At 33.3% G+C, this 13,236-nt stretch carries 10 protein-coding genes; 3 read left to right on the top strand and 7 right to left on the bottom strand.

Annotated features, from left to right (window positions below):
• The first annotated feature begins 186 nt into the window (after positions 1 to 186).
• Positions 187 to 1,689 carry an ABC transporter substrate-binding protein gene (locus RBG61_RS12250; RefSeq protein WP_307943935.1) on the top strand — a complete coding sequence of 501 codons (1,503 nt, stop codon included), beginning with the start codon at positions 187 to 189 and terminating at the stop codon, positions 1,687 to 1,689.
• A gap of 56 nt (positions 1,690 to 1,745) precedes the next feature.
• Here the strand turns inward: RBG61_RS12250 and RBG61_RS12255 are convergent, their stop codons facing one another.
• Genes RBG61_RS12255 through RBG61_RS12280 form a run of 6 tightly spaced genes read right to left on the bottom strand, consistent with a single transcriptional unit; the run spans position 1,746 to position 8,833 of the window.
• A complete protein-coding gene (locus RBG61_RS12255) occupies positions 1,746 to 3,704 on the bottom strand; it encodes a protein kinase domain-containing protein (RefSeq protein WP_307943937.1) in 1,959 nt (652 codons plus the stop codon).
• A gap of 39 nt (positions 3,705 to 3,743) precedes the next feature.
• Positions 3,744 to 5,489 (bottom strand): protein kinase domain-containing protein, encoded by a 1,746-nt coding sequence (locus tag RBG61_RS12260; protein ID WP_307943939.1) that lies wholly within the window; start codon positions 5,487 to 5,489, stop codon positions 3,744 to 3,746.
• A 12-nt stretch (positions 5,490 to 5,501) separates the two neighbouring features.
• Positions 5,502 to 6,221, bottom strand: a complete 720-nt coding sequence (locus tag RBG61_RS12265) for a PP2C family protein-serine/threonine phosphatase (protein ID WP_307943941.1) — start codon at positions 6,219 to 6,221, stop codon at positions 5,502 to 5,504.
• Positions 6,222 to 6,223: 2 nt separating this feature from the next.
• Complete coding sequence (locus tag RBG61_RS12270; protein WP_307943943.1) at positions 6,224 to 7,405, bottom strand: trypsin-like peptidase domain-containing protein; 1,182 nt, start codon at positions 7,403 to 7,405, stop codon at positions 6,224 to 6,226.
• Positions 7,398 to 8,252, bottom strand: coding sequence for a PP2C family protein-serine/threonine phosphatase (locus RBG61_RS12275; protein ID WP_307943945.1), 855 nt, complete (start codon positions 8,250 to 8,252; stop codon positions 7,398 to 7,400). The genes RBG61_RS12270 and RBG61_RS12275 overlap by 8 nt, the downstream gene beginning before the upstream one ends.
• An 8-nt stretch (positions 8,253 to 8,260) precedes the next feature.
• Positions 8,261 to 8,833 (bottom strand): FHA domain-containing protein, encoded by a 573-nt coding sequence (locus RBG61_RS12280; RefSeq protein ID WP_307943947.1) that lies wholly within the window; start codon positions 8,831 to 8,833, stop codon positions 8,261 to 8,263.
• A gap of 282 nt (positions 8,834 to 9,115) precedes the next feature.
• Between RBG61_RS12280 and RBG61_RS12285 the strand changes: the two genes are divergently transcribed.
• Together RBG61_RS12285 and htpG are read left to right on the top strand one after the other, a co-directional pair.
• Complete coding sequence (locus tag RBG61_RS12285; RefSeq protein WP_307943949.1) at positions 9,116 to 10,045, top strand: glycosyl hydrolase family 18 protein; 930 nt, start codon at positions 9,116 to 9,118, stop codon at positions 10,043 to 10,045.
• A gap of 274 nt (positions 10,046 to 10,319) precedes the next feature.
• The gene (gene htpG, locus RBG61_RS12290; protein ID WP_307943951.1) at positions 10,320 to 12,221 is read left to right on the top strand and encodes a molecular chaperone HtpG; all 1,902 of its coding nucleotides are present in this window, start codon (positions 10,320 to 10,322) and stop codon (positions 12,219 to 12,221) included.
• 36 nt (positions 12,222 to 12,257) lie between these two features.
• Here the strand turns inward: htpG and RBG61_RS12295 are convergent, their stop codons facing one another.
• Positions 12,258 to 13,079 (bottom strand): CPBP family intramembrane glutamic endopeptidase, encoded by an 822-nt coding sequence (locus tag RBG61_RS12295; RefSeq protein WP_307943953.1) that lies wholly within the window; start codon positions 13,077 to 13,079, stop codon positions 12,258 to 12,260.
• Between the last annotated feature and the right edge of the window lie 157 nt (positions 13,080 to 13,236).

Genomic DNA, 13,236 nt, shown 5'->3' on the forward strand with positions numbered 1-13,236 from the left:
GGATTTTATAACCTGTAATAAATAAAAAATAATGAAATGGTATTGACAAACGACATGAAAAACTTATATAATGGTAAATGTAAATTGTGCATTATGTCGATGAAATGTTGTTTTTGTCGAATAAATGTGCAATTGACTATTTTAACTCAATTGTAGAGTTAATAAAATTATTAGGAGGATTTCGTAATGAAAGGCAAAATCAAAGTTTTATCATTACTACTAGCTCTTGCTATGGTAGCTTCTATGTTCGTAGCATGTAAACAAGAGAAAAAAGCTAGTGGCGATGCATCATCTTCTGCTGGTAAACGCGAAGAAGTGAACCTAATTTGGTATCACTGGGGTGACAAACCAAAACAACCAGACGCAGTAATTGCTGAATTAAACAAAATGTCTAAAGAAGCAATTCAAACAACTGTAGATTTTAGATTTACAACTGGCGACGACCAAAAGTTAAAAACTATTATGTCAACTGGTGGCGAATTTGATATCGCTTTCACTTGTGCTTGGTTTGCTAACTATGTAGTTGCTGCACAAAACAACCAACTAGCTGATTTAACAGAAAAACTACCAAAAGTAGCTCCAAAACTTTGGGAATACATTCCTGAAAACTGTTGGGCTGGTGCAAAAGTAAATGGTAAAATTTACGCTGTACCAACTTACAAAGACTCTGCTGCTACTCAATACTGGACAGCAAATAAAGAATACGTTATCGATGGTGCAAAAGCAGAAGCTGAATTTAAAGCAACTGGTAAAGCATTATCAACAGTAACTCCTCTATTAGAGAAAGTTAAAAAATATCATGATGAGTCTAAAACTGCATATCCTCATGACTTAACTGCTCCATTCAACTACAACTGGGCTGGCTTAAATGGTCACAACAATGGTTGGGATACATTAGGACTAGATAATGTTCGTGTTGGTATTAAATTAGGTAACAACAACACAAAAGTAACAACATTATATGATGATGCTGATTACATCAATGACCTAAAAACATTAAAATCTTGGTATGACAATGGTTTAGTAAACAAAGGCGCTTCTGAAGTTGAAAAAGAATTTGAATTCCAAGTAGTAGGAACAGGCCAAGGTTGGGAAGGTTGTGAAGCTATCTGGGGTAGCGGAAAAGATTACTCAATCGTTCTAAACAAAAAATATGGTCCTATCTACTCTACTAACTCAATTCAAGGTTCAATGAACGGTATCAGCCCTAACTCAAAGAAAATTGACAGAGCTCTACAATACATTGAATACATGAACACAAACAAAGACTACAGAAACACATTAGGTTACGGTATTAAAGGTACTAACTGGAAATTGAATGACCAAGGTCAAGTTGAAAACTTAACTAAGGATGCATGGCAACCAGGTATGTTTGCTCAAGCTTCATTCTTCGAGTTATACCCACTAAAACCAGCTCCAGCAAATATGTACACTAACTTAAAAGCAGTTAATGACGCAGCTGAAGCATCTCCACTAGTAGGTTTTGTACCAAAAGTAGATACCCTACAAACTGAAATTGCAGCTTGTCAAGCAGTAATGGATAAACAATACAAATACCTACAAACTGGTAACGTTAAAGATGTAGACGCAACAGTTAACAAAATTAAAGCTGACGTAAAAGCAGCTGGTATGGACAAAATTATTGCTGAGCTACAAAAACAAGTTGATGAATTCTTAAAAGCTAAATAGTCTTTGACTTATAGTAAAAAAAGAAGACCTTCGGGTCTTCTTTTTTTATGTGTTGATTAAGCTTCTATACCATCATTATAATAAACTTCTTCATCAAATACATTGTTATAATACCATGCACCTTTTCCATGCTTTAAGCCATTTCTAAATCCGCCTTTGTAACTCCATCCACTCACACCATGATATTCAGCATATCCATTTAAATAGCCATTGCTCCAAGTTCCAATTAGTTGATCTCCTACGTCCCACTTTGAAGGTACTTCTTCTGTAACTGTAAATGTTCCTTTACCGTTTGGCTTGCCATCTTTCCATTCACCGGTATATGTGCCTTTTACTGTGTATAAGTTTGTGATAATTGTATGTGGTTCATTGACAGCTTTTGAGATTGCCGCTTCCACCGTTATTGTACAAGTAGCCGTTTTATTTCCATCTTTTGATGTGACTGTAATGATTGCAGCTCCTGCACCTTTTGCCGTAACTTGCCCATTATTGATTGAAGCTACAGAATTATTATCTGAAGACCAAATCAGTTGCTTATTTGATGCATTGGATGGAGTGATGCTGGCAGATAATGTTAATTGATCCCCGATATTTAACTTTGCACTTGACTTACTGATTGAAATATTTGTCACAGGAATATTACTGTTGTCTGCTTGAGATTTATCATTGCTTGTAGTCGAACTTGATACAGTAGTTTCTTTAGAGTTGTTCGGTTCCTGTGATGAGGTTTTGCTGTTTATACTCTCTTTTGAGGAATTGATTTGCATTGAGCTTGTGCTAGCTTGTGTTGTTTGATTTGAAGTAGTCTTAGAACTGATGGAGTGGTTGGCGTTCTGAACGTTATTCGTATTTGGCACAAACGGGTTCATTTTTGGAAACGAGTTTATTACAATTACAAAAATAATAATTACTGCACATATAGAGCCCGCAATGCCAATCAATTTTTTATTATTATGAAAGAATTCTGCTATGCGAAGCTTCTTTTTCGGTTGCAGTGGAGATGTTTTTGCATAACTATCAACTATGTTGTTTTGTTCTTGTGGGAATAGGTTTAAATCATTTTTAAATTCAATGATAGTTTGATACCGATCAATAGCACGAACGGAAAGAGCTTTTTTTAGTGCTCTTTCAAAAGAAGGTGAAACGGGGAAACCAAGTTCTGAAGGCATCTTTAAGGTATCTTCTTCTAATCGATCTAAAGCAGAGTCGGGAGTTCTGCCTGTCAAACAATAATACATAGTTGCACCAAGCCCATAAATATCTGTCCATTGGCCTTGTTTTCCTCTAGTTTGATATTGTTCGATAGGTGCAAACCCCTGTTTTAGTACAACTGACAGACTTTTTGATTCTTCTCCTAAAACTTGTCTTGCCGCACCAAAATCAATGAGTTTTACATTTTTATCACTGGTTAAAAAAATATTGTCAGGAGATATATCTCGATGTAAGACGCCAATGTTGTGAACAATAATTAAAGCTTGCATAATTGGAGCAATCAGTTCTACTAATTCTTCTTCTGATATTTGCTTTCCTGATTCCATCATATATCTTTTCAGATCAACGCCCTCAAGATATTCCATTACAAAATATGCTGTTTCATTCTCATAGAAAAACTCATATACAGAAACAATATTAGGATTTCCATTAAATTTAGATACAATTTTTGCTTCTTCTAAAAAGCTGTGTGCACCCTTTTGAAATAACTCTGTTTTTTCGCCTGTGTAGATAGAAAGCTTTGTTTGGTTTAAATGTCTTGTAGCTAAACCATCAGGAAAATATTCTTTGATAGCCACTTTTTTTTCTAACTTCAAATCAAAGCCTAAATAAGTAACACCAAATCCCCCACGTCCAAGCTTTTTTCCGATTAGATATCTACCTAATAGTATTTCACCAATAGGTAGAATGCCGATTTCAGGATTATAGTTTTCCTTTACAAAATTACATTCGTTACATTGTTCAAATTCACTTGATAACAACTTAAAACAGCTATCACAGAAAAACTGATCATTGATTTGCATTTGTAATCACCCTCTTATATTGTCAAAGAATTGGTTGTGTTATTTGGGAATTTTTCCGGTTCCTTTGCAAATGGTACAAGTGTGTGGCTCTTCATGTTTTGGGCAAGGGTCACCAACTTTAAAGGAAACCCCATTTATACTACCGCTTGTAGTGGCATATCCAGTACCAGAGCAAGTGGTACATTTCATCATGCCTGTTCCAGCACACCACCAACAAGTTTTATAATTATCTTCAGATGAAGTTATAGAACTAGTGTCAGTACTACTTGGTGTTGAAGAAGGACTACTTGAATTAGGCGGGGATGAACTTGTCGATTGTGATGAGGTTTTATGAGATGATTGTGTATAAGAAGTTGTGTTAGTATTATTGTTACTAGCAGCTTGTGATGTAGCAGTATGACTTGTTTCTTGACTAGCTGATGATTGTGAACTATGCGAAGAGACTTTTCCTGCATTTGAAATTATATTTTTCGTACTTGAAGAAGCTTTACTCTCTTCTTGTGAGTTAAGTTGACTAGCATTATTACTGCTTATGTCACTTGATAATGGAATAGAGCTATCACCATCTTCTAATACAGCAGTTGCTTTTGGGCTATTTGTAAACCAATTTTGATTACGAAAGCCTAGAACGACAGCCGTTGTAGAAACACCAATTACCATAATAATACTAGTTATAATTGCAATTGGCTTTCTGTTCTTTCGTATAAATGCAAACATTTTTTGTATGCTGCCACTCATCTTGTCTTGCAAATTTTTAATATTTACGTTAGATGATTTCTTCCTTATTGGCTTTTCTTCAACCGCTTTTGGCAACAGAGATAACAAATCATTTTTAAATTCGAGCATTGTTTGATACCGATCTGTATATCGGATTGACAATGCCTTTTTTAATATCTTTTCAAAAGTAGGCGAAACTGCAATACCAAGTTCTGATGGCATCTTCAAGGTATCTTCTTCTAATCGATCTAATGCACATTCAGGTACTTTACCGGTTAAGCAATAATATATTGTTGCTGCAAGCCCGTAAATATCAGTCCATTGTCCTTGTTTTCCTTTGGATTGATATTGCTCAATTGGGGCAAACCCTTGCTTTAATATGATAGACAAACTTTTAGATTGTTCTCCAAGCACCTGCCTTGCAGCGCCAAAATCAATCAACTTGGCATTGTTATCTTTTGTAATAAAGATATTATCGGGTGAAATATCTCGGTGTAGTACACCAAGGCTGTGCACAATGATAAGTGCATCCATTATTGGAAGAATGATATCAATGATTTCTTTTTCAGAAAAAAAGCTTTGTGATTGTGTAAGATGTTGCTTTAAGTCAACACCTTCCAGATATTCCATCACAAAATATGCGGTTTCATTTTCATAGAAGAATTCATATACGGAAACGATGTGGGGGTTGCCATTGAATTTTGAGACAATCCTTGCTTCTTCTAAAAAGCTTTGTGCACCTCTTTTGAACAGCTCCGTTTTTTCACCTGTATAAATTGAAAGTACAGTTTGATTGAAATATCTTGTTGCTAAGCCATCGGGTAGATATTCTTTGACCGCCACTTTTTTATCTAATTTTAAGTCATAACCTAGATAAGTAACACCAAAGCCACCACGTCCAAGCTTTTTTCCAATAACATATCTACCTAATAATATTTCACCTATAGGAAGTATGCCAATTTCAGGATGATAGTCTTCCTTTATAAATTTACATTCGCTACATTGTTCTAATTCACTTGATAACTCATTGAAACAATTATCACAGAAAAACCTATCGTTAATTTGCATAGACATCACCCTTCATTCATTTACAAAAACAGCAATTGCGGTAAAATTATCATTATCTTTTAATTGCTTCAGTAAAATTCGTTTTATCATATATGATAGCCAGTGATTGGGTGAAATCGATTTTACTAAATCGGCTTCCATCTCAGCTTCATAAACATATTCCCAAAAACCATCGGAGCAAAGTAAAAAGGCATCGTTATTCTCAATAGAAATTGGATATTCTAATTTCTTAATATTCAAGTCATCATCGTTTCCCAATACCTTTAGAAGTTTATTTCTATCCTCATGAAATCTGATGTCTTCGTATTTTATTTCTCCAATCGTTGCGGCTACTTGAGAAACTGAGTGATCTTTCGATTGATGATAAAGGCAGCCATTTTTAAAATAATACAATCTGCTATCACCAACATGAAAATATCGAAAATCATAATGATCTATAAAAGCAGCGACAACGGTAGTACACATTTTTTTATGACGCTGCTGTTGCTTTAGCATGATATTTGCATTGTTCATCATTTCTAACAATGTGTTTTCATCATAGCTACAATCATTTTTACTTTCGTTTAGAAGATAATCACATACTAACTTAGATGCTATTTCACCATCATGATGCCCACCCAATCCATCACATAAAATAAATTGAGATTGTGCATTGGTAATGTTATAGCAGCAATAATCTTCATTGTTACTTCTGCCACCTGTATTGGTGTATGAATTTGCAGTAATATTCATATTTATTTAACCTCAAATTGATTTTCTTCTCCACCTAAATAAAATGAGTCACCAATGTTAAGCTTTACAGGAGTATTTGGAATAAGCTTTGTACCGTTACTTAAAAATGTTCCATAAGTTGAATTTAAATCTTTCAAATACAAACTATTGTTTTCATTGTATACTTCGCAATGCTTACCACTTACGCCTTTTGTGTCAATTGGAAAAGCAATTTTACATTTGGAGCTGTCTCTACCGATAAGTACTTTTTCATTAATGGAAAAACTTTTACCTATTAGTAGTCCCGCTATTCCAACAATAGCAAATGCCTTTTCAGGCGTATAAGGTGCAGTTGACGCAAAATTTTGCGGCTTTTGAACTTTTGAAACTGCCTTTTTTGTTTTTGGCGATTTCTTTTTCATAACAAGCCATATGATAAGAGCGACCACGAGAATCAAGGCAACGCCACCAATTGCAATAAACAGAATTAACTTTTTATTTATTTCGCCTGTTACGCTATAGGCAATTGTGTTGCGATCAATATTTCGCATAACTTCGTTGATTGCAATTGCATAGTTTGCTTTTACGTCAGTGGCTTTATCTTTTAAATAGAATGAGTTAATTCCAACAACTTCACCTTTAGAGTTTACCAGTGGTCCGCCAGAATTTCCTTCGCTAATTTGTAAATCAAGAAGATAGCAATCTTCACCGTCAATTCTGGATTGTTTCACAATACCGCCTTTAGTAATGGAAATATCACTTTTATCAAATTTAGGAACATTTTCATTTGTGTAAGCACCAGGGTATCCCAAAGCTGCAAAATCATCATCCATATTTATTTTTTCCATAGGGCAAAGAACAAGAGGTTTTCTCTCGGTTGTTGGTTCAGGCAGTTTTAAAATTGCAATATCTAATTTTTCATTAAAGTAATAAACTTCTGCAATATTAAAGCGATTAGCAGCATAAGAAAAGTAAACCTTTACCGCAGTATTTGCCATTCCAACAACATGAGCATTGGTTACAATATACTGAATCGGTTTGCCCGTTTCGCCAATTGCAAATCCGGAACCCCATGAATTATCTGTTAAAATGAATACAACGCTGTCTTTAGATTGGCTGGGAGTAGCGGCTGAAACAGGAAATGCAAGAAATGATGCCATTAAAATTGTAATTGTGATGAGAATAGCAAATCCTTTTTTACTCATAATTTGTCCTCTTTTCTGAATTCATTTCAATAATCATAACGGTAGAATTGTCTTGTGTTTTCAATTTTTTATACATAACACCATAAATGATGTTTTCACAAGCATCTTGTGGCTGTGCTTTTAAATAGGTTTGGAGTTCAGTTTTTGACAGTGTTTGATATACTCCATCTGTGCACAGTATTATTTTGTCGCCATTTTGTAATGTGAAATAACGTTTTGTGGTTTCAATCAGCTTTAAATTTGGAATACCAATGTAGCTTGTTAAATTATCTTTTTGCAAATCTGAAAAAGCTAAGGAAAGGGGATATTCGGAGTTTATATATTGCGATAGCAGCTTATTTTGATAGTCATGGTCCTCGTTGAGTTGATGTAAATATCCGTTTCGAAATAAGTATATTCGGCTGTCACCAATAGAACACCAAAATAATTTATTTTGGTGAATAATTGCTGTGAGTAAGGTAGCACCACAATCAGAAAGTTCTTGCGTCATAATATCATAGTTTATTTTTTGTGCAATATTTTGCAATTGTTGAGAAATGGGATTGGTTAAGTTTATTTGTGGGAAAGCAGTTAAAACACTTTTTACAACAAAATTACTTACTATATGTCCATTATTCAAGCCACCAATTCCATCGGATAATACAGCACAAATTCCGTTTTGCATTAGCAAATTTTGATTACCTAAATCCGAAAAAGCAAACGCATCCTCTTGAATTTTACGTTTGCCAATATGCTGGGCATTTCCAACCCAATAATGATATGTTATCGTTTCAAAAGGTACTTTTATAAACTCTTGTGGAGGTTTATATATTTGAAGAGTTTTTCCTATCTTTCTTTTTTCAAACAAAGTAATATTCACTCCCATTGAAAGTTATCATTACACAAAGCTTTAAATAAAAGTTTTGTATTGCCGATTTTGATTGTATCATTATCATTTAAAATGACAGGTACAAGTAAAAGTGATTGATTTAACTTAACATTGTTTTTTTGATTTTCACTGGTTTGAATATAAAACTGATTTTCTTGTGAATCATAGCTTATGATAATTGTTCCGCTAGGTGCGATTTTGGTATCAAAATCTAAGCATACATCATTGCTTTTTTCTTTGCCAATAAAATTCTTTTCATTATGTAAGGGAAAGCTTTTTCCTTTTTTGTTTCCTTCAATACAAATAAGCCAACCTACAACGAAATCATGGTTATCATCTGATTGCGAATGATAATAGGGTTGAGTAACTCCAATATCATTTTTTGTTTGTGCAATTGGCATTGTATTAGGAATCACATCTTTTGATGCTTGCGTTTTACCAATTGTGTTTTCATAGAGCGGAACAGTAACTCCAATAACTTGATTTCCCGCACAATAGGGGCATTGAGGATGTTTTTTACTATCATAGTTATGACCATTTTCACATTGTATGATTGCCATAAAAATCAGCTCCAACTGTAAAAAAATAATAATGTTAATAATATTTTACTGTAATTTTTTATAAATTACAAGAGGTGTGGAAACGTAATTTTATAATTATTTTCACTAGATTTAACCTATATATTTTTTAAAATGTGTTGACAATAGATGAAGCGAATTGTATACTTCTAATTAGTAAAGAAATATTACATATTAAGATTATTAAAGATAAAAATTTCAATTATTATTATCAATATATTCAAGATTGAATATAATTATATGAGTTAAAGTGAGGTTGAAAAAATGAAAGTAATCGGATATTATGCAGCATGGGAACCAACTAAAATGAATCGTATACGTTTGGATACTGTTACCCATGTAAATTATTCATTTGCAATTCCAACAGAAGACGCGGACTTATTACCGTTAGACCATGGTGAGGATGCACGCAAGCTCATTCAAATATGTCATGAGAATAACATAAAAGTTAGTATTTCTCTAGGTGGTTGGTCTTGGAAAGACATTCCGTTGGAGCCCACATTTATTAAAGCAACTGCTACACAAGAAAAAATAGAAAAACTAACCGACAGAATGCTGGAAATGATTGAAGACTATGGATTTGATGGTGTTGATATGGATTGGGAACATCCTAGAGTTAGTGACGGTACTTATAAGCAATATGAAAAATTGATGATAACATTGGGCAATAAGCTTCATGCAAAAGGGTTAACATTAACAACTGCTGTTATAGGTGGAGTAGATGCCAATGGCAATCCGGGTGGTATTGATACTGGTGGAGCAGATGTAGGAAACGCAGTAGAAGCACAAACTGATAAGGTGCTTGATATGGTAGACTGGATTAACGTAATGGCTTATGATGGACCGGCTACACATCATGCATCTTTTGAGTATGCTGTTGGAAGTCTAAACTATTGGAAAAACGTTCGTGGATTAGATTCAAAGAAGATTACAATTGGTGTTCCGTTTTATGGTAGAGGAACTGCATGGGTAAATTACGAGGATATTGTAAAGCAAAGGCCTGAAGATGGACATTTAATGGATGAATGTGAGATTAACGGCGGAGTAGCTCAATATAACGGTATTCCAACTATCTTGAAGAAATTGCAGCTTGCGAAAGATGAAAACTTAGGTGGAATTATGATTTGGGAATTATCCGAAGATACTTTGGATGATGAAAAAAGCTTGCAAATAGCAATTAGAGATCATTTATAATTGTGGTCAGGCTTGGGCGGATAGCCCAATATTGATATAGCAAGAAAGAAACTGAAATCTTAAAATATATCATTATCATTTACTTTATCAACAGTCTCAAGTCTCTCTAAAGCAGGGAGACTTTTTTACTAAAATAGAATAATTACATTTTTAATAAAAGTTCATAATTTGGTAATGAAAATATGCTCGATATGGTATATATTAATATTAGCACTCAATGATGATGAGTGCTAATATTACAGTAAATGCTATTTCAAAAAGGAAGGGACTTTCGATGGCTAAAAAACAATTTAAAGCAGAGTCAAAACGTCTGCTTGACTTAATGATTCACTCCATATACACAAACCAAGAAATCTTTTTGCGTGAGCTAATCTCCAATGCAAGCGATGCAATGGACAAGCTTTGCTATCTTTCTTTAACGAATGATAAAGTATCGGTTAATCGTGAAGAACTTGCAATTCGAATTATTCCGAATAAAGAAAACAATACTTTAACTGTTTCCGATAATGGTATCGGTATGGATCAAAAGGCGTTAGAAGATAACCTTGGCGTCATTGCTCGCAGTGGTTCATTACAATTTAAAAATGATATGTCTGAAACAGAAATAAAGCCTGAGGATATTGATATTATTGGTCAATTTGGTGTTGGCTTTTATTCAGCGTTTATGGTAAGCGAAAGCGTTGCCGTTATTACAAAACCATATGGTTCAGATATTGCTTATAAATGGGAATCTACAGGAGCAGATGGATATACGATTACCGAATGTGAAAAAGATACTGTCGGAACTGATATTATCATGACATTAAAGAAAGATACGGAAGATGAAAATTATTCTCGTTTCTTGAACGATTATACTCTTCGTAATCTTGTTAAGAAATATTCTGATTATATTCGTTACCCAATTAAAATGGATGTAGAAAAATCTCGTCCTGTCGAAAACAAAGATAAGGATGACGAACCAAAATATGAAACCTATATTGAAAATGAAACATTAAATGATATGGTTCCAATTTGGCACAAGCAAAAAAGTGAAGTAACCGATGAACAATATAATCAATTTTATAAGGACAAATTCTTTGATTACGAAGATCCAATTAAGACAATTCATATTAGCACAGAGGGCGTTATTTCATATGAAGCACTTTTGTTTATTCCATCTAAAACACCATACAACTACTTTACAAAAGAGTATGAAAAGGGATTACAACTTTATTCCAGCGGCGTTTTAATTATGGACAAATGTTCTGATTTGATTCCTGAGCATTTCCGCTTTGTACGTGGTGTTGTTGACTCTCAAGATTTATCTTTGAACATCTCACGTGAAATGTTACAACAAAATCGCCAACTTCAAGTAATTGCATCTAGTATCGAAAAGAAAATCAAACGTGAGCTTTCTAAGATGTTAGAAAACGATCGTGAAAAATATCAAGAGTTTTTCAAGCATTTTGGAATTCAATTGAAATACGGCGTTGTAAGCGAATATGGGGCACATAAAGATAACTTAAAAGATTTATTGCTATTTTATTCTTCAACAGAACAAAAGCCGGTTACACTAGCTGAATATATCTCTCGTATGAAAGAAGAGCAAAAATATATCTACTACGCTTGTGGCGAGACGATTACAAAAATTGATCACTTACCTCAAACAGAAGCAATTAAAGATAAGGATTATGAAATTTTATATCTAACTGATGAAGTAGATGATTTCGTTATGAATATCCTTCATGAAGTAGAAGGTAAAGAATTAAAATCTGTCAATAGTGATGATGTAGTCGATAAAGAGGATAGAGAAGCGGCACAAGAGCAAACCAAAGAAAATAAAGATTTGTTTGATTTTATGAAAGAAAGTTTAGCTGGAAAAGTGAAAGAAGTTCGTATTTCCGAAAAACTAAAGAGCCATCCTGTATGCTTATCAAGTGAGGGTAACATTTCATTAGAAATGGAAAAATACTTTGCTCAAATGCAATCAGATCAACACATGAAAGCAGAACGTGTTTTGGAATTAAATGCACAACATCCAATTTTTAATATGTTGAAAGATGCATATGAAAACGATAAAGAGCGAGCAAACAAAATAAGCGAGATGCTTTATAATCAAGCAATGTTAATTGCAGGCTTTTCAGTAGAAGATCCAACCGCATATACTGATTTGCTATGCGAATTATTATCTAAGTAATTAAAAACCGAGTTTCGAAAGAAACTCGGTTTTTTTCTAAATAATAATTGTGAAAATTGCAGCATTTATAAACCCATGAACGATAATTCCCGGAACTAAGGAGCGACTAGAGAGATACAGTCGTCCGAGCATATAACCGAGAGTAATTTGCATAAATAATGTGATAAGAGCAACATAAGTAAAACCACCATTGGTAAAAATATGTACAGCACCAAATAGCACTGCTTGTATTGTTAAAATAAGAAAGTCGTTACTTTTGATATGAGATTTTAACCAAGCTATTGCAACGCCACGGAAGATAACTTCTTCGATAAAAGCTGGATATATTGAACATATTAGAAATTTTAGTAAGAAAGCATAGATTGAACTATTCAAAAAGTTATTATTTTGAAGAATAGAGTGATGTAAGAAGAAAATACCTAAAATTGATGTAATCAATAAAATAGTGGTGAGTATTGTGGGAACATTGAATTGCCATCCAAAATTGGATAGTCGAATGTGAAAAGCATAAATAGAAAAAAGTCCAAATAAAGTTACTAATACATATAGAATCCACGCAGCGTTTTTCGGAATCATAGATTTAAAATGAAATATCCCATATGCTAATATTAACATTATTCCAATATAAAGAAAGTACGACGCAATAGCTTTTCTATTTGTATAGATTGCTTTACTGGATTTGAAATTAACTAAATTTGTTATCAAAATTAAAACGAATACAATAATAAAGATATCGATCATTATAGGAAAATAGTTAATCTGATCAGGATTTAAAAAACTTCGTAAAAAATAATATACTGCAATAAGCGAAAAAATAATTAGCGAGTCTATCCCTAATTTTTTTAATCTTGTTTTCATATTCTGTCTCCCTAATAACGTAATATTAATATTGTACCATTGCTTCTAAATGATGTAAATAAGATACAACTATAATGTAATATAATTATTACAAATTTACCTTGTTATAATAGTAAATAATGGTATAATTAAGGCAATGGAGTAATTAGGTGATAAT

The organism is Paludicola sp. MB14-C6, assembly GCF_030908625.1.
Classification (GTDB): Bacteria; Bacillota; Clostridia; order Oscillospirales; family Ruminococcaceae; genus Paludihabitans.

What these genes read in the sequence shown, in the direction of transcription:
- RBG61_RS12255 (WP_307943937.1), bottom strand. Translation starts at nt 3,704, where the DNA reads ATGCAAATCAATGATCAGTTTTTCTGTGATAGCTGTTTTAAGTTGTTA.
- RBG61_RS12265 (WP_307943941.1), bottom strand. Translation starts at nt 6,221, where the DNA reads ATGAATATTACTGCAAATTCATACACCAATACAGGTGGCAGAAGTAAC.
- RBG61_RS12250 (WP_307943935.1), top strand. Translation starts at nt 187, where the DNA reads ATGAAAGGCAAAATCAAAGTTTTATCATTACTACTAGCTCTTGCTATG.
- RBG61_RS12260 (WP_307943939.1), bottom strand. Translation starts at nt 5,489, where the DNA reads ATGCAAATTAACGATAGGTTTTTCTGTGATAATTGTTTCAATGAGTTA.
- RBG61_RS12270 (WP_307943943.1), bottom strand. Translation starts at nt 7,405, where the DNA reads ATGAGTAAAAAAGGATTTGCTATTCTCATCACAATTACAATTTTAATG.
- RBG61_RS12280 (WP_307943947.1), bottom strand. Translation starts at nt 8,833, where the DNA reads ATGGCAATCATACAATGTGAAAATGGTCATAACTATGATAGTAAAAAA.
- RBG61_RS12295 (WP_307943953.1), bottom strand. Translation starts at nt 13,079, where the DNA reads ATGAAAACAAGATTAAAAAAATTAGGGATAGACTCGCTAATTATTTTT.
- htpG (WP_307943951.1), top strand. Translation starts at nt 10,320, where the DNA reads ATGGCTAAAAAACAATTTAAAGCAGAGTCAAAACGTCTGCTTGACTTA.
- RBG61_RS12285 (WP_307943949.1), top strand. Translation starts at nt 9,116, where the DNA reads ATGAAAGTAATCGGATATTATGCAGCATGGGAACCAACTAAAATGAAT.